Raw genomic sequence first — 15,012 nt, 5'->3', positions numbered from 1 at the left:
TCAGTTTAACTACTTACCAAAGTCTTTCTCAAACTTAGCTGCCAATGCATTGCGACGTACCTCATTTGCAGTTTGCTTTCTAAAGTCGATATCTTCTAATCCTCCTATTGTCTTCCATACGACATTAATCGGCATGTAAGAAATATATTTAGAATTGACGCTAATGAACGGAAAGATACCACCTGCCAGGGCGCTATTCATTTCCCATGTTCCGTTTACGCGCTTTTTGATTACTTCACCAACATAAGCTACAAGATGGTCATACCACTCATGAAATAGTTGTTCTGAATCATATTGTTGGCATTCAATGGAGATTAAACCCAGGCTTTCATAAGTACAATCAAGCTTTGCCGAATCCACACCCAACTTTTTAGCAAGATCGGTGATCATCGGTTGAACGTGATCGATAAAATCAAATTTATATTTTGAGTAAAACCTCCAATGATCAACGGAACTGCCTCTATTATTAGCATAATCATCCCGTACCCGCTGATTCCACCTGACAAGTTTCAAGAAATAATCTTTTGGATAGATATCTCCTTTTCCGCCAACAGCCATTTTCTTTTCATCAAACACGTATAAATATTTATCACCCTGAAGTTCATACACTTTATCTTGTTTTATATAACCGGTAGCATATTTCTCTTCAAAAAACCGGGTGTATTCCTGATGCAGTTTACCTTCAGCTTTGATGATTTCTGAAACCTGTTTTTTAGTTAAACGCTTGTCATTAACCCTGTTTTTTTGACCCATAAATTTCTATGATTGGAAATTATGAAGATACTGATTTTATGAAATATAGATAACTTATCTAATTAAGTAGGCTTTGTTTGATAAGTAATAAATTTTTATTGTTTATTAATAAAAATTTATTACAATTGCATAATCAAAAAAGATAAGCATGAAACCTTTACGAAACAAATCACTGTCGGCAATTTTGAGTACAATCGTTAATTTAATCTGGTGGCTGGAATGGCTTGGCGGGGCATACTGCATTATAATGGGGATAATGGCCGGATGTATAAGAAAAGCATATGTATTTATTATCCCGATAAATTATGACCCTATTACGATAAGGCAGATCTACGCGATTTCGAAAAAAGGCCATGTTGGTATCCTCAATTCCACTAACGGCAATTTGGCTTTTGGGATTGACGCTAATTTTCAAAATATAGTTATGCTGTTAATTGGGTTTGGCTCATTATATGCAGCCATCCTTATAGTCACTTATCAGCTAAAAAAGATCCTGCATAGTTTAAAGCAAAATCAGCCCTTTCAGCAATTGAACATTTTGAGGCTTAAAATTATTGCGTTTGTTTTAATTGGTTATTCGTTAGTTCAGTGGGCATTTGTGATCGTGGTAACCCGTATTTTGGTTTCAACTTTCCGGTTCCCGCATATGGATCTTACTTATGGCTTTAACTATAACTGCCTTTTAATGGGTATTATGTTATTTGTAGTACAAGAGATCTTCAAAACCGGCCTGTTGCTTGAGGAAGATAAACAGTTAACAATTTAATAGGATGGCTATAATTATAAATCTTGATGTAATGATGGCTAAGCGCAAAATGTCGCTCAATACACTGTCCGAACGTGTGGGGCTTACTTTGTCTAATTTGTCAATATTGAAACAGGGAAAAGCGAAGGCAATACGGTTCACTACTTTGGAGGCCATATGTGAGGTGCTTGATTGCCAGCCGGGGGATATCCTTGAATTTCAGCCTGAAAAAACCGGAGCTGAATAAAGTGTTTTCAAATCCCCATTTGCGGCACATATCCCGCGTTAAACATATTAACAAACGACTGCGGAGTTAATACCAGGAGCTTACCTACATCAGGCATCATTATCCCTTTTTGATATCCTGCCGGGCTCCATAAATACAACTGGCCATCTTTAAGCAAATATGGTTTCTCATCATAAAATACAAATGTGCCGTTGGGCAAACCTTTTAGGTTTTCCTCATAAGTAACTTTTGATTTGTCGGCCGCAATGCGTTCGGTTTGTAAAATATCATCTATTTTGGACACCGGCGTTTTTATATTGAAACCGTAGTGCGGGTTTCCTTTTATCCAAAACTCTTTAAATCTTTGGTGGTCTTTGTACCGGCATTGAAAGCAAGGGCGGTGCCCGGCCGAAAAAGCGGTAGCCTCGTCAAGAAAGAAAAGTTCTGTCCAGCGGTCGGGCTGCATAATTTCCCGGTGGCGGCCCCTGAATTCCAGAACGCAGGTTATCCAGGCTTTAATTTTATAGGCACGTACAATTTCCTGCTGCTCATTGTGGATCACACCGCGGTTGCCAAGCCATGCGCCGCGTTCGGGCGTTTTAATGAGTTGTCCAAATGGGTTTACGCGGTTTTGCAGCATGGTTTTCTATTAGGTTAGTGTATAGCAAGTTTGTCGTTAACGCTTGTTTCCATGGATACACCTTCATACGCCAGCAGTTCTCTTTTTATATTATTTCCCCAATAATAGCGGTCAAAACTTCCGTCCGATCGTACAGCCCTGTGGCAGGGTAAAATATAACTTACCGGGTTGGCCCCAACGGCAGTCCCGGTAGCGCGGGCATTGCGGGTATTGCCTGCCAGGGCTGCATAAGTTGTTATACCGCCAAAAGGGATCAGCGCCAGTTTTTTCCATACAGTTAACTGAAACGCTGTACCTTTCAGGTGTAAATGTACGGGGAGATTTATTTCGGGCTGATTGAGATAGGCAAAGCCTTCTTCAACCCGTGCGGTTTCTTCTTTAATGAGCTTACTGGTTGGAAATCTCCTTTGAAGATCGGCAAGGGCAAATGCTGTATCGTTATTGGTAAAGCCTAAAAAGCAAATACCTTTATTGGTAGCTGCAATAAGTGCTTCGCCTACCAATGTGTCTCTGATCTGCCAGGATATAGGTAAGCCGGTATCTTCAGGTTTCCAATCGGCTATAATAAATCCCTCGTTGGCAGTGAGCAGCGTTGTTTGTTCCACCCGGTTTAAAATCGCCGGTTTGGTTAATAAGGTGTCCTGTTGGGTTAGTTCATTGATTTCCATTCCATCAATCTGTTTAAGAAAGCGCATCATGAAATATGATGCCAAGGCTATGGCGCTTACCGCTGTGAACGGGACTTACCCCATGCTTCATATTTACCCTGTAATAACCTTTGCTTCCTTTTACCGGCCTAAAGTTAGTGGTAAATAAAACCATATCACCCATGCCGGGACTAAGTACGTTAACTTTTGATTGCGCGAGTGGGATCTGCTCGGTGATCACAAATTCGCCGCCGGTATAGTCGCTGTTATGCTGATCGAGCATGAAAACCATTTGTATGGGGAAATATACTTCGCCATAAAGGTCCTGGTGCAAGGTATTAAAACCACCTTCGGCATATTGCAAAATCAGGGCTGTGGGTTTGGTTTGGCCTGCTTCGTGGCTTAATTGTTTCATTTCTTCATGGGTATCCGGAAAGCGTTTACCTATCCCAAGCTCCGCCATCCATTTATTGGCGACAGGAACAATGTGCGGGTAAACATTTTCTCTTAAACCGGCAATTATAGCAGGCAGCGGGTATTTATAATATTTGTATTCGCCGTATCCAAAACGGTAGCGCTCCATGTTAACGGTTTTTCGGTACGCATCTGCATCATAATCACTGATCAACGTATCGCATTCTGCCTTATTTAAAACCTGTTTAACAATTACAAAGCCCTTGTTGTGTAATGTTTTATTGATTTGATCCCAGTTAAGGTTTTTGATACGATCTTTAAGTGTTTGTTCCGCTGTCATTTTGTTATTTTGAATAATGTCAAAACTATCGTTGGGGCGGTTGGCGGGCAATCCGATTCTTGCGGAGTTTTATACCAATTGTTTGATTGAAGATGAACCTTAATAATATACATTATGGATATTAAACTTAAGCGCGTTTATGAACCTTATGCTGAAGATGATGGCATCCGGATCCTGGTAGATCGCCTTTGGCCCCGCGGGATAAAAAAGGAAGATGCCCGTATCGATAGGTGGTTTAAAGAAATTGCGCCTTCTAATGAGCTGAGGAAATGGTATAACCATGAGCCCGAAAAGTTTGAAGCGTTTAGCCAAAAGTATCACGCTGAAATTGATAAAACCAAGGCATTGTCCGAACTGCTTGATTATATCAAACAGCATAAAACAGTGACGCTGGTGTTTTCCTCGAAAGAATTGGCATTGAACAATGCCGTCGTATTAAAAACTATAATTGATGATCATATCGCATTATAACTCCGCAAGAATCGGATTGTTGAGGTTAGGTAGGGCCGGTACCTTTGTGTTATAAAATATTAAAAACACAATTGAATTTATTTAATCAGAAGGTTTTATGAAAACTCAGCAAGAAATAGATTACACCCGGATAGCCCAGGCAATAGGCTTTTTCAGGGACAACTTTAAGGCACAGCCCAAACTGGACGAGGTAGCGGAACATGTTAATTTAAGTCCCTTTCATTTTCAGCGCATGTTTAAGGACTGGGCAGGGGTAACCCCAAAACAGTTTCTGCAATATTTAAGTGTGGAACATGCCAAAGAAATATTAAAACACGAGGATGCCAATGTTTTCAACACGGCGCTGGAAACCGGTCTTTCGGGAGGCGGCCGGCTGCATGACCTTTTTATCAAGGTAGAAGGTATGACACCCGGCGAATACCGTAATGGTGGTGCCATGCTGCACATCAATTACTCATTTGCAGATACGCCTTTTGCTAAGGTGATCGTGGCATCAACCGCTAAAGGTATCTGCCACATGGCTTTCGTTGATGAAGGCGAAGAAAAAGCATTGGAGCAACTAAAAACAAACTTTCCCAATGCGGCTTTTAACCAATTGGTAGACAGGATTCAGCAAAACGCCCTGTTTATTTTTACCCAGGATTGGAGCCGACTGGATGAGATCAAGCTGCATTTAAAAGGTACCGATTTCCAGATCAAGGTATGGGAAACATTACTAAAAGTACCTGCCGGAGGATTGACCACCTACGCCTCATTGGCCAAAAAAGCAGGCAGCGAAAATGCTTACCGTGCAGTTGGAACGGCAGTGGGCAATAACCCGGTAGCATTCCTGATCCCCTGTCACCGCGTAATCAAATCAACCGGCGAGATAGGACGATATCATTGGGGAAGCACCCGCAAAAATGCAATAATAGGCTGGGAAGCAGCGCTGAATGAGAAGGTTGAATAAGAGGTGATAAAAACATGTCATTGCGAGGAGCGAAACGGGAATGAGCACAGGGGCGACGCGGCAATCGCATGCTATACAGAGTGTCTATGCTTCCGTGCGATTGCTTCGTGTCTCGCAATGACATGGTTTTTTGTTTATCAACTTGCGCTCCTTTGCAATGAGTGCTTAATATGGTTTGGCGATTGCATCGCCAGTCGCGTTACAAACGTTGTCCCGCGTTAAGCACTCGTTAGAAACGAGCGCAAGAAATGTGTGCGCAAGAAGTTACTCAATGCCCCACACTCACCACCCTCGTCACTTTCCATTGCCCATCCTTGTACTGCCAAACGTGTACAAACTTCATTAAACCGATTACCTGTTGTCCGTTTTCGGTATGTGTAAAGCGATGGGTGCCCATTTCAATGGCGCCGAAGCCGGGCATGGGGTAAACCTCAAGGGTTTCTTTAAGCAGGTCGCGGCGAAGGTCGGCGGCTTGTTTGTTTTCAAATATGCCTTTAAAGCCTGCCATGGTTGCATCATAGCCGGTTACGCCCTTGCCATCGTTATAAAATTCAACATCGGGGGCAAATAGTGTTTTCATTACATCCAGTTTACGATTGTTAAAGGCATTGAACATTACACTATCCATATGCGCAATGGTGTTATATAGTTGCTGGTCTTTGGGTTTAAAAGCAGTTGTTTGAGCATTTGCAGCGAAGGCAAACAGCATTGCAATAAAGCCAATAATAAACAGGGTATAGGTTGATTTTTTCATGATATTAAATGTATTAAAATATATCATGATGACGCGCCAGCATGACTTATGGTGACAGTAATAAAGACTATTTACAAGGTTAAACAAGCGATGAGGCAATCCCGCAATTCATAATTAAGTAAAAAAGCTCCGGATTAACATAATTTAACGGTTTATGCTTAGCGCTGGTGTAATATTTGGAGTGCATTTTACGTAACTTTACTTATTAAATTGAGCGTAATGAAACGGAATATCTTTATTATGGCCTTGGTGCTTTTAGGCGGTTTGTTTAGCGGCGCCGTAAAAGCGCAGCAAACTGCAGCGTTGGTAGCCGATCAAAACCCACGCTATATGGAAAGCCAGGCAAAATATGCCAGGGTTGCCGATACCCTGAACAGCCTGCACGGTACAACCATACAAAATACTTATAAAGCTTACGACTGGTATGAGGCCAGACTGGAACGCCGTCGTCAAAACCGCGAGTGGCGGCATGAGGAACGCATGAATGGTTATTATGATTACTCGCCTTCATGGGGTTTATATGGCGGTTACTCTTACTCGCCATATTTAAATTATGGCTGGGGAAACCGTTGGGGTGGCAATTATGGTGGCCGCTGGGGAGGCCGTACAAGCATTGGCATCGGCTTTGGCTGGTAACAAATTAAGCAGCATACAATCTAACATATCATAATTAATATATATACTACAGATGAAATTTAACAGGATTTTAGCAGTTGCTGCAATAGCAGTTTCAGGGATTTTTATAGCCTCATGTTCAAGGCAGGTTACACGCGTTAGCACCGATCAAACTATTGATGTTAGCGGCAACTGGAATAACAGTGATGCACGGATGGCAGCCGATGAACTTACCGGCAAAATTTTAGGAGCTAACTGGATTGATACTCATCTTAACGAACACCAGGGTAAACGCCCGGTGGTTATAGTTGGCTTTGTTCAAAACAAAAGCCACGAGCATATTGATGCCGAAACATTCTTAACCGATATTGAAAGCTCATTCATCCAATCGCAAAAAGTACGTTTGGTACAGGGCGGTAAAAAACGCGATGAATTACGTGCCGAAAAAGCCGATCAGCAAACAAACGCTACAGTTTCAAGCATGAAAAAATTCGGGCTGGAAAATGGTGCCGATTACATACTGCAAGGCTCAATCAATTCAATTGTTGATGCGCATAAACGCCAAAAAGTTGTTTACTACCAGGTAAATCTGGAGCTTACCAACATTCAGACAAATGAAGTGGTTTGGATAGGCGAAAAGAAAATTGCCAAATACGTTAAAAACTAAAGCTGGTAAACATCATTGCCCTGAACCCGGTACGCCCGTGTTCGGGGCAGTTTGCATTTAATAATGGTCAACTTACGTACGCATATTCTCCGGGTATTTTCTTTTGTCGGGCTGATGCTTTTTTTATCGGCATGTTCAACCTATAATCAAAGCGTTGCGCCTTATTATAAAAATGTATCTGCCGGTAACTACCCCCAGGCCGAGAAGGAGCTTGATAAAAACAGCCTGATCCAGGCTCCCCGCAATAAACTCCTGTACCTGATGGAGAAGGGTAGGATTTGCCATTTAAAAGGCGAATACGAAAACAGCAACAACTACTTTAACCAGGCCGATCAGTTGCTTGACGAAGGCTTGACCAGCGCATCTGACGCTGCTGTTGGGGTTTTGCTCAACTCGGCATCACAACGATATAAAGGTGAGGATTTTGAAAAGTTCATGATCCATTATTATAAAGCGCTTAACTACTTGTACCTCAATAAAACGGAGGATGCCATTGTTGAGGCCCGGCGTATCACCTTACAGGCGCAGGAACAGGGCGATAAGTATAATAATAAAGATAATCGTTACTCAAATGATGTGTTTTCACTGATGTTGCAGGGCATGTTGTATGAAAGCAACAACGATGTTAACAACGCGTTTATATCATACAGGAATGCAGCCGAGATCTACCTTAAAAACCCCGATAAAACTTACTATGGCACCCCTATGCCGGTAGAACTGGAAGAGGATGTGATCCGCACGGCAAAGTTGAACGGTTTTACAACCGAGGCCGATCAATTTGAAACTACCTTTGGGATTAAATATGAGCCCGTAAAACCATCAGAAGGCGGTGAGTTGATCTTCTTTTGGGAAAATGGCCTCGCCCCGGTTAAAACGCAGGTAGACTTGTTTTTTAGCCTGATCCGTAACAGCAATGGCGATCTGTTTTTTAGCGATGCGGCCGGAGGTATAGTGGTTCCGTTCAATTATGACGGGGACAGGAACAGGGTAAATACCAAATCAGTTGAAAGCCTCCGGGTAGCATTCCCTAAATATGTTGCGCAAACACCTTATTATTCAAGCGCAAGTATCTCTGTAAACAACCAGGATGCACCGCTGATAAAAGCTGAGGATATTAATGAACTGGCATTTAAAACATTGCAGCAGCGTGCATTAAAAGAAATGGGTGGCATCCTGTCAAGACTTGCGGTGAAAAAAATAGCCGAGTATTCATTACGCGCTGCAGCAAAAAGCGATGGTAAAACCAACGGACTATTGGAAGGTCTTGGTTACGGCATCCAGCTTTACAGCTTATTATCCGAAAAAGCCGATACCCGTAACTGGCAAAGTTTACCGGCTTATATCTCCTATGCACGTATCCCCTTACAAAAAGGGGATAACCAGGTGCGCATAACCCTCAAAAATGCACAGGGCGCAACCGAAACTAAAAACATCAGTATACAAGGCACCGGAAGATTGCAGTTTTATAATTACGCCACTTTAAGATAGGCAGCGATAATTATTAGAAAATCAATATAAATAAAAAAGCCATTTGCTGTTCAAGGCAGATGGCTGAATTGTATAATACGGTTTAAGTGTGATATTTAGCTTTGAAGACTTCTTCTTGTTTTTTTATAAACATACGTTTAATATCCCCTTTTAGGAATACCCGGTTTTAGGTATATTTTATCTCCATATCCCCAATTATTTCTCATAGCCTGCTAACAAACGGCTAATAATTAAAACAGAGTTTTGTTCAGCTACATTTGTGTTCAGTTTATTGAACCGGCAGTAGTTTTTTCATCACCATATAAAATGTTAAACCAGGTAATACTAAGGGATGCCCAGGAAGGCGATATTGAAACTATAGCCGCGCTCATGACCGATTTGAGCTACCCAACTACTGTTGCCGAAATGCGCACCCGCATGAAGCCAATACTAATCCATCCGGATTATAAAACGATCTTAGCTGTATATAACGATGAAATAGTGGGTATGGCCGGCCTGGTAAAAGGCAACTATTATGAAAAGAATGGCAAATACCTGCGCGTGCTTGCCTTCGTGGTAAAGCAAACTGTGCGTAACCTGGGCATCGGTAAAATACTGATCAAGGCCTGCGAGGATTACGCCATTGAAAAAGGTCTAAATACCGTGATCATCAACAGCGGTAACCGCGATGACAGGAAAGTTGCCCACGTTTTTTATCAAAAAATGGGTTATGTGATCCGCTCTTCCGGGTTTGTGAAGCAGGTTTAAGCCAGTTGCTTTTCTGTTATTGAGATCAGGTTTACCAGTTTGCTTCCTGCAACTTCAACAGCTCCGTCGTTTTGTATTTCGATGCAATTTTCAAGGTTGGTATTGAGTTCGGAAGTGCGCGCTATGCGTTTGGCTATTTCCTCTGCATCTTCACGCCCACGAACGGCTAATCTGCCGGCAATAATTTCGGGGCTGGCAGTTATTAAAACCACTTTCAAATCGGGGTAAAGCCGCTGTGCAACGGGCAGGTACTCGCGCGAACCATTAACTACCACATTAAAGCCTTTATTAAGCCAGCTGTTTATTTCCTGGCCTATGCCATAGTATTTATCATGGCTTCCCCAGCTTAAAGCAAACATTCCGGCCTTGCTCCTCAACGCAAATTCCTCATTAGTTAAACTAACATGGTTCTCGTTACCAGAAAATGGCGGACGGGTGATGTACCTGTGCGCAAAAACTACATTTTCCGATCCGTTGATCTGTTTGCGGGCGTAATTCATCAGGGTATCTTTGCCGGCTCCGGATGCGCCGATAACATAAAATAGCTTACTCATGGTTAGGGAATAAAATCTTTATTGTTGAAAGGGTCAAGTCGTTTGAATTGCTGCTGATAGAATTTTTAATCAGCTCATAAGTTTGATCGGCAGCTGCTTTTAAGGCCGCGTCAAAACTCAAGGTATTATAAAAATGGTTCAATATAAACGTCGCTAAAAAGGCATCGCCGGTACCTCCGTAGTTTTTGGGTAATACAGGATGTGCGTAACTGTAACATTCATTATCCCTATAATATTGTATGCTTATTTTATCATCACTGGTTTTAACACTGGTAATAACGAGTTGCACATTAGGATATTGTTTTCTGAATGCTTCGATATAAAAGGCGTCGGCCTGGGTACCATTGGGTTCATGGCCGGTGAGGATCTTGATTTCGGTAAGGTTGGGGAAAACCAAATCGGCCAACTTAATGAGCTCGGGCCAGCGGGCTATTACATCAGCAGGCACATAAGTGCGCCCATGATCGCCGCAAACGGGATCAACAATAATAGTTTTTATGATAGGGCGATACGTGTTTATCATTTCAGTAATAATGTCCACCTGTTCGGCTTTGCCCAAATAGCCAATGTACAGGATCAGTTCAAGCTCACGGTTTACGGCCAGTTCAAAGGAACTTTGCAGCAGTTCGGTAAATGGCACATCAAGCTTTTTAATGAGCGCCATATTAGTAAGCCCATTGAGCATCAGGCTTGGTACCGGTAAAATCCGTTCGCCCAAAATAGTAGTGAACGTTTTTAGGCTGGCCGTACCATGCACCGCAAAACTACTGATAGCTAATACATGAGGTGCTTTCACGGTCAGGGTATTACAAGTGTAGTGGTGATGCCAAAATGGTCGCTCGGGTACAGGCCACTTGTTTCATCAAGTATGTTCAACACAACTGCCGAATTAATAAACTGCGGGTAGTTATCCGTATTTGGCAAGGGCAAAGTAAAGATCTGGTCGACACATACCTGTTTGTTAGCTTTATAATAGGCATCGGTAAGGCTGTACCTTGGTTCGATGCCATTACCTTCGGTATAACAGTCGGCAGCTTTTGATAATTCCCTGAAAGTCATAACTGCTTCTGAATCGGGTGTGGCATTAAAATCTCCGCAAATAATGTGATATGGATGTGGTGTATCTGCGCTAACAAAACCGGCAAGCGCTTCAGCCTGGGCTTTTCTTAAACCTTTATGCTGGCCCAAATGTGTAAGATGAGTAGTGGTAATAGTAACAGTTTCCCCAGACGGCAGGTTTACATTTACCTGGAAAGCTTTACGGTCGTTATCCTCAGGCACTACAGGCAAATCAAAGCTGCCTGTTTCGGTAAGCGGGTATACAGATAATATCCCCAGGCCCGATGTACTGTTAACCAGGTGCCCTTCAAACAGGCGCTTTTTCGATCGACCGGGTAAAAAACAATAATTCATATTTAATTCCTTAGCCAAAAACTTTAGGGTATCGGCATTCGCTTCTTCGCTGTAAAAGCATTCCTGGCAGGCTATAACATGGGGCTTTAAGTCTTTTAATTGTTTGGCAAGTATGCCCATGCGCACCCAGTATTCACCATCACATTTCCACGTATTTATGGTGATAATTTTAACATTTTCCACTCAAGCAATATCAGCAATCTAAATTGTACAATCAACATTCGGCAATTATTAGCTAATGATTAGTTTTTAATTAAACCTGTCGAATCACTGTACAGATGTTGATACTGATAAGAAAGAATTGCCCCATGATTTTTAAAATATTAGCAAATGGTTAGTGATTGGTTTGTTTTATGTTGGTAAGGATATAATTTAACAGGAAATCAACCTTTTATTATTAGGATTTAACATTGCGCTAATCTTTTCTTCAACTGTGTTAACTAATATCGTGTAGTAAAAATGGCGGTATGAAGAAACACAGGCTGGTAATTATTGACGATCATTATGATATCCTCGAAATCCTGAAACATAACATGGTGCAGGAAGGCTATGAGGTAAAAATGTTCTTCAACGCCGTTGATGCTCTTAAGTATATCAATGCCGATAATACCGACCTGCTGGTTACCGATTGGATGCTGCCCGAAATGGACGGACTGGAGCTCTGCCGCAACCTTAAAATGAGCCCGTCTACCCGCGATATCCCCTTGGTAATGCTTACCGGCAAAAACGACGAGATAGATGCCGTAACAGCCCTTGAAGTAGGGGCTGAAGATTACGTAACCAAACCCATCCGTATGCGCGAACTCATGAGCCGGGTAAAAAAGATCCTGCGCCGCAAAAGTTCAGAAGATACCTTGAGCACCCGAAAAGAGGTAAAGGAAACCATTGAATGCGGCGTGCTCCGGATGAACCTGGTGAGCTATAAAGTATATATCAATAATGAACTGCTGGAACTTACCATAGGCGAGTTTAAACTGCTCGAACTGCTGGCCAAACAGCCCGGCAAGGTTTTTTCCCGCAACCAGATCATCGAACGCATCAACGGCTCTCAATACTTCGCCACCGAAAGGTCAATAGATGTACAGATAGCCGGGCTGCGTAAAAAGTTAGGGGAGTATAAGGATGCGGTGGAAACAGTACGGTCGGTAGGGTATAGGTTTAATGAGCGGTTTGTGTAATTCTGAACCGGGATTTGGGGGGATTTTTCGGATGCACAGGATTTTGCTTTTTCCCGGCGGTCGTGTCCTCACGGCCGCATGCCTACATTGTCTGATAAGCAGCTATATATTCAAATCCTATTAATCCCACAAATCTCCCCAAATCCCGGTTCAGACTAACAATCCCCTAACAAAACAATATCCCTTCCCTAATTATTCCCAAATAATTGCGGGCTAATTTTGATCCAAATCATTAAGCCCGATGGAAGAACAGGATTTTATATTGTGCGAGTGCGAACTGGAACCGCTCAGGGATTTCGTTGCCGCTATTGAAGGTAATTTTGAAGTAACAATTGCCAAAACCCCCTCAACCTGTATGACCATGATCCAGGCTGAAGACTCAGTTGAGTTCCAGGGCTTTTATTTGGGCGAAGCCCTCACTACCGAGTGTGAGGTGATTGTAAACGGCCAGCGTGGTTATGGTATTTGCCTGGGCGATGAGCCTGTACGTGGCTATTGTATAGCTTTTATTGATGCCTTAACCCAATTGCCGGGTGCCGACTTACAGGCAGTTGAAGCCTTCTTAAACGAACAACACCTGCTAATAAAGAAAGCCGAACAATTGGAATATAACCAGATCATGCGCACCCGCGTTGATTTTAAACTGATGGAACAGGAATAATATGCAAACTGAACTACATTACGATACCGTTTTTGACGCGCAGCAACATTTCAGGTTGTTATTGGATAGCATATCGCGCCCGGGAAAGATCAATACTTTTCCTGCTATGGAGATCCTGCCGCCGGTAGGTTTAAACCAGGCATCGGCGCTTACAGGTTTCGCCTTGCTTAATGCTGATACTACTTATTATATAGCAGGGTATAACAGTGCCGATATTGCACAGTATCTTCTGGTAAATACCGCATCGCAACAGGCCGGCATTGATACTGCCGAATACATTTTTCTGCCCGAAAATCATGACGGCAGGGGTTTGGAAAAAGCCCGTGTTGGTACCCCGGTTTACCCGGAAGATAGTGCTACATTAATAGCAGCAGCCGAACTTATCAGCGAACAAGCTATTGAAGGCGGCTTGAGTATAACCCTTAAAGGCCCAGGTGTTAACGGCGAGGCGCAGGTTTTTGTAAGCGGTATCAACCCTGCACTGCTTGATTATTTAAAAGAGCAAAATGTCGAATATCCTTTGGGCATCGACCTGATTGTTACCGACAGGCAAAATAACCTGCTGTGCATTCCGCGCAGTAATGCGTTTACCTATACTAAAATTAATTAAACCATGGGATACGTAGCAGTAAAGGGCGGCACTGAAGCCATCCACAACGCAAGCGAGCTGGCTGAGTTTTACCGTGTAAAAGGTGATACAACCCCTATTGATATAAAACAGATTCGCGCGCAAATGCGCCTGGCTATTGATAAGGTAATGGGCGAGGGCGGTATTTATGCCCCCGAGTACGCTGCCATAGCCCTGAAACAGGCCGAAGGTGATGTATACGAAGCCGCATTTATATTAAGAGCATTCCGCACCACCTTGCAGCGTAACTATTATTCGCAGGTGATAAATACCCGCGAGATGTTTGTAAAACGCAAGATCTCGGCATCGTTCCGCGAGATTCCGGGTGGGCAGATCCTGGGCCCTACAAGAGATTATACCCAGCGTACCCTTGATACTGCCAAGGCTACAGAAACAGGTATCGACATCAAAATATTTTTAGATGGCTTTGATGCCAAAATTGATCCCGAAAAACTGGAAGGCATCAGCACTTTTGGTAAAGTGATAGATCTGTTGCAGCAGGAAGGCCTGCTTGCCCCGGTTGATCCAACTGAAGATCGCAGTCTTATTGATATTACCCGCGAAGCTATCAAATTTCCGGCCCCACGTTCGGCCAGGTTACAGATGATGGCCCGTGCAGAAACCGGCGGGTTGATGGCACTGGGCTATAGCAGTCAGCGTGGTTTTGGTGCAGTGCACCCAACCGTAGGCGAGCTTCGCTACGGCACCGTGCCGGTACGTGTAAAAGATGCCAGCGGGCGTAACCGTTACATAGGCAAAATTGAGGTTACCGAAAACGAGATGATCACCGGTAGTAAAGCTGCTAAAAAAGGAACGCCGCCATATTTTACCATTGGCTACGGGCTGTGCTTTGGCCACAACGAAACTAAGGTGATTTGTATGAGCACGCTTGATACCGCCATGCGCCGCCCTGAAATGGGCGCACCTGCCAACGATCAGGAATTTGTATTATATCATACCGAAGGCGTTGAGGCCATGGGTTTTACCAATCACCTTAAGCTGCCGCACTACGTTACCTTCCAATCCAGCCTGAGCAATACCCGCGCGGCTGTTGAGCGGAGCAATCAAAATAATAAAGAGGTTGAACAGCAAATGATCCAAATGGCATCGGTTTAAAGTACC

The 15,012-nt window shown here is 43.1% G+C and carries 20 protein-coding genes; 12 read left to right on the top strand and 8 right to left on the bottom strand.

The features are described 5' to 3' along the window. Positions 1-9: 9 nt before the first annotated feature. Positions 10-753, bottom strand: a complete 744-nt coding sequence (locus tag ACFFGT_RS01330) for a hypothetical protein (RefSeq protein ID WP_377020687.1) — start codon at positions 751-753, stop codon at positions 10-12. 148 nt (positions 754-901) lie between these two features. On the opposite strand from ACFFGT_RS01330, the gene ACFFGT_RS01325 reads away from it, so the two are divergent. Next, positions 902-1,519 carry a DUF2975 domain-containing protein gene (locus ACFFGT_RS01325; RefSeq protein WP_377020686.1) on the top strand — a complete coding sequence of 206 codons (618 nt, stop codon included), beginning with the start codon at positions 902-904 and terminating at the stop codon, positions 1,517-1,519. Positions 1,520-1,523: 4 nt separating this feature from the next. Next, positions 1,524-1,745 (top strand): helix-turn-helix domain-containing protein, encoded by a 222-nt coding sequence (locus tag ACFFGT_RS01320; RefSeq protein WP_377020685.1) that lies wholly within the window; start codon positions 1,524-1,526, stop codon positions 1,743-1,745. A gap of 7 nt (positions 1,746-1,752) precedes the next feature. Here the strand turns inward: ACFFGT_RS01320 and ACFFGT_RS01315 are convergent, their stop codons facing one another. From ACFFGT_RS01315 to ACFFGT_RS01305, 3 genes are read right to left on the bottom strand one after another with little or no spacing between them, the layout of a single operon-like run. After that, positions 1,753-2,364, bottom strand: a complete 612-nt coding sequence (locus tag ACFFGT_RS01315; protein WP_377020684.1) for a hypothetical protein — start codon at positions 2,362-2,364, stop codon at positions 1,753-1,755. A 14-nt stretch (positions 2,365-2,378) separates the two neighbouring features. Continuing rightward, positions 2,379-3,032 carry a methylated-DNA--[protein]-cysteine S-methyltransferase gene (locus ACFFGT_RS01310; RefSeq protein ID WP_377020683.1) on the bottom strand — a complete coding sequence of 218 codons (654 nt, stop codon included), beginning with the start codon at positions 3,030-3,032 and terminating at the stop codon, positions 2,379-2,381. Between the two features lie 13 nt (positions 3,033-3,045). Continuing rightward, positions 3,046-3,765: a 2OG-Fe(II) oxygenase gene (locus ACFFGT_RS01305; protein WP_377020682.1), complete on the bottom strand. Its 720-nt coding sequence runs from the start codon at positions 3,763-3,765 to the stop codon at positions 3,046-3,048. Positions 3,766-3,879: 114 nt separating this feature from the next. Between ACFFGT_RS01305 and ACFFGT_RS01300 the strand changes: the two genes are divergently transcribed. Both ACFFGT_RS01300 and ACFFGT_RS01295 read left to right on the top strand, forming a co-directional pair. Continuing rightward, entirely contained in the window at positions 3,880-4,236 is a 357-nt protein-coding gene (locus tag ACFFGT_RS01300; protein ID WP_377020681.1) for a DUF488 domain-containing protein, read from the top strand. 97 nt (positions 4,237-4,333) lie between these two features. Beyond that, on the top strand, positions 4,334-5,185 hold the full coding sequence (locus tag ACFFGT_RS01295) for a methylated-DNA--[protein]-cysteine S-methyltransferase (protein ID WP_377020680.1): 852 nt from the start codon (positions 4,334-4,336) through the stop codon (positions 5,183-5,185). Between the two features lie 268 nt (positions 5,186-5,453). Here ACFFGT_RS01295 and ACFFGT_RS01290 read toward each other — a convergent pair whose 3' ends face one another. Further along, on the bottom strand, positions 5,454-5,939 hold the full coding sequence (locus tag ACFFGT_RS01290) for a nuclear transport factor 2 family protein (RefSeq protein WP_377020679.1): 486 nt from the start codon (positions 5,937-5,939) through the stop codon (positions 5,454-5,456). Between the two features lie 219 nt (positions 5,940-6,158). Between ACFFGT_RS01290 and ACFFGT_RS01285 the strand changes: the two genes are divergently transcribed. The 4 genes from ACFFGT_RS01285 to ACFFGT_RS01270 all read left to right on the top strand — a co-directional run bounded on the left by ACFFGT_RS01285 (position 6,159) and on the right by ACFFGT_RS01270 (position 9,456). After that, positions 6,159-6,575 carry a hypothetical protein gene (locus ACFFGT_RS01285; protein WP_377020678.1) on the top strand — a complete coding sequence of 139 codons (417 nt, stop codon included), beginning with the start codon at positions 6,159-6,161 and terminating at the stop codon, positions 6,573-6,575. 52 nt (positions 6,576-6,627) lie between these two features. Then, entirely contained in the window at positions 6,628-7,221 is a 594-nt protein-coding gene (locus tag ACFFGT_RS01280; RefSeq protein ID WP_377020677.1) for a penicillin-binding protein activator LpoB, read from the top strand. A gap of 63 nt (positions 7,222-7,284) precedes the next feature. Continuing rightward, positions 7,285-8,709: a COG3014 family protein gene (locus ACFFGT_RS01275; RefSeq protein ID WP_377020676.1), complete on the top strand. Its 1,425-nt coding sequence runs from the start codon at positions 7,285-7,287 to the stop codon at positions 8,707-8,709. A 306-nt stretch (positions 8,710-9,015) separates the two neighbouring features. Then, on the top strand, positions 9,016-9,456 hold the full coding sequence (locus tag ACFFGT_RS01270) for a GNAT family N-acetyltransferase (RefSeq protein ID WP_377020675.1): 441 nt from the start codon (positions 9,016-9,018) through the stop codon (positions 9,454-9,456). Here ACFFGT_RS01270 and phnN read toward each other — a convergent pair. From phnN to ACFFGT_RS01255, 3 genes are read right to left on the bottom strand one after another with little or no spacing between them, the layout of a single operon-like run. After that, on the bottom strand, positions 9,453-10,010 hold the full coding sequence (phnN, locus tag ACFFGT_RS01265; RefSeq protein WP_377020674.1) for a phosphonate metabolism protein/1,5-bisphosphokinase (PRPP-forming) PhnN: 558 nt from the start codon (positions 10,008-10,010) through the stop codon (positions 9,453-9,455). The genes ACFFGT_RS01270 and phnN overlap by 4 nt on opposite strands. After that, positions 10,003-10,806: a bifunctional hydroxymethylpyrimidine kinase/phosphomethylpyrimidine kinase gene (locus ACFFGT_RS01260; RefSeq protein ID WP_377020673.1), complete on the bottom strand. Its 804-nt coding sequence runs from the start codon at positions 10,804-10,806 to the stop codon at positions 10,003-10,005. The genes phnN and ACFFGT_RS01260 overlap by 8 nt, the downstream gene beginning before the upstream one ends. A 2-nt stretch (positions 10,807-10,808) precedes the next feature. Further along, the gene (locus ACFFGT_RS01255) at positions 10,809-11,606 is read right to left on the bottom strand and encodes an endonuclease/exonuclease/phosphatase family protein (RefSeq protein WP_377020672.1); all 798 of its coding nucleotides are present in this window, start codon (positions 11,604-11,606) and stop codon (positions 10,809-10,811) included. 284 nt (positions 11,607-11,890) lie between these two features. On the opposite strand from ACFFGT_RS01255, the gene ACFFGT_RS01250 reads away from it, so the two are divergent. From ACFFGT_RS01250 to ACFFGT_RS01235, 4 genes are all read left to right on the top strand, one after another. After that, complete coding sequence (locus ACFFGT_RS01250) at positions 11,891-12,601, top strand: response regulator (protein WP_377020671.1); 711 nt, start codon at positions 11,891-11,893, stop codon at positions 12,599-12,601. Positions 12,602-12,842: 241 nt separating this feature from the next. Further along, positions 12,843-13,262 (top strand): phosphonate C-P lyase system protein PhnG, encoded by a 420-nt coding sequence (locus ACFFGT_RS01245; protein ID WP_377020670.1) that lies wholly within the window; start codon positions 12,843-12,845, stop codon positions 13,260-13,262. 1 nt (position 13,263) lies between these two features. Beyond that, a complete protein-coding gene (gene phnH / locus ACFFGT_RS01240; protein ID WP_377020669.1) occupies positions 13,264-13,872 on the top strand; it encodes a phosphonate C-P lyase system protein PhnH in 609 nt (202 codons plus the stop codon). A gap of 3 nt (positions 13,873-13,875) precedes the next feature. Next, complete coding sequence (locus ACFFGT_RS01235) at positions 13,876-15,006, top strand: carbon-phosphorus lyase complex subunit PhnI (RefSeq protein ID WP_377020668.1); 1,131 nt, start codon at positions 13,876-13,878, stop codon at positions 15,004-15,006. The last annotated feature ends 6 nt before the right edge of the window (positions 15,007-15,012 follow it).

The organism is Mucilaginibacter angelicae (assembly GCF_042434235.1).
Classification (GTDB): Bacteria; Bacteroidota; Bacteroidia; order Sphingobacteriales; family Sphingobacteriaceae; genus Mucilaginibacter; species Mucilaginibacter angelicae.
This window is presented reverse-complemented; position numbering and strand designations above follow the sequence as displayed.

Coding starts and splice junctions, on each gene's coding strand:
- ACFFGT_RS01305 (WP_377020682.1), bottom strand. CDS start 3,765: ATGACAGCGGAACAAACACTTAAAGATCGTATCAAAAACCTTAACTGG.
- ACFFGT_RS01235 (WP_377020668.1), top strand. CDS start 13,876: ATGGGATACGTAGCAGTAAAGGGCGGCACTGAAGCCATCCACAACGCA.
- phnN (WP_377020674.1), bottom strand. CDS start 10,010: ATGAGTAAGCTATTTTATGTTATCGGCGCATCCGGAGCCGGCAAAGAT.
- phnH (WP_377020669.1), top strand. CDS start 13,264: ATGCAAACTGAACTACATTACGATACCGTTTTTGACGCGCAGCAACAT.
- ACFFGT_RS01315 (WP_377020684.1), bottom strand. CDS start 2,364: ATGCTGCAAAACCGCGTAAACCCATTTGGACAACTCATTAAAACGCCC.
- ACFFGT_RS01285 (WP_377020678.1), top strand. CDS start 6,159: ATGAAACGGAATATCTTTATTATGGCCTTGGTGCTTTTAGGCGGTTTG.
- ACFFGT_RS01250 (WP_377020671.1), top strand. CDS start 11,891: ATGAAGAAACACAGGCTGGTAATTATTGACGATCATTATGATATCCTC.
- ACFFGT_RS01320 (WP_377020685.1), top strand. CDS start 1,524: ATGGCTATAATTATAAATCTTGATGTAATGATGGCTAAGCGCAAAATG.
- ACFFGT_RS01325 (WP_377020686.1), top strand. CDS start 902: ATGAAACCTTTACGAAACAAATCACTGTCGGCAATTTTGAGTACAATC.
- ACFFGT_RS01330 (WP_377020687.1), bottom strand. CDS start 753: ATGGGTCAAAAAAACAGGGTTAATGACAAGCGTTTAACTAAAAAACAG.
- ACFFGT_RS01295 (WP_377020680.1), top strand. CDS start 4,334: ATGAAAACTCAGCAAGAAATAGATTACACCCGGATAGCCCAGGCAATA.
- ACFFGT_RS01290 (WP_377020679.1), bottom strand. CDS start 5,939: ATGAAAAAATCAACCTATACCCTGTTTATTATTGGCTTTATTGCAATG.
- ACFFGT_RS01310 (WP_377020683.1), bottom strand. CDS start 3,032: ATGGAAATCAATGAACTAACCCAACAGGACACCTTATTAACCAAACCG.
- ACFFGT_RS01270 (WP_377020675.1), top strand. CDS start 9,016: ATGTTAAACCAGGTAATACTAAGGGATGCCCAGGAAGGCGATATTGAA.
- ACFFGT_RS01300 (WP_377020681.1), top strand. CDS start 3,880: ATGGATATTAAACTTAAGCGCGTTTATGAACCTTATGCTGAAGATGAT.
- ACFFGT_RS01245 (WP_377020670.1), top strand. CDS start 12,843: ATGGAAGAACAGGATTTTATATTGTGCGAGTGCGAACTGGAACCGCTC.
- ACFFGT_RS01280 (WP_377020677.1), top strand. CDS start 6,628: ATGAAATTTAACAGGATTTTAGCAGTTGCTGCAATAGCAGTTTCAGGG.
- ACFFGT_RS01275 (WP_377020676.1), top strand. CDS start 7,285: ATGGTCAACTTACGTACGCATATTCTCCGGGTATTTTCTTTTGTCGGG.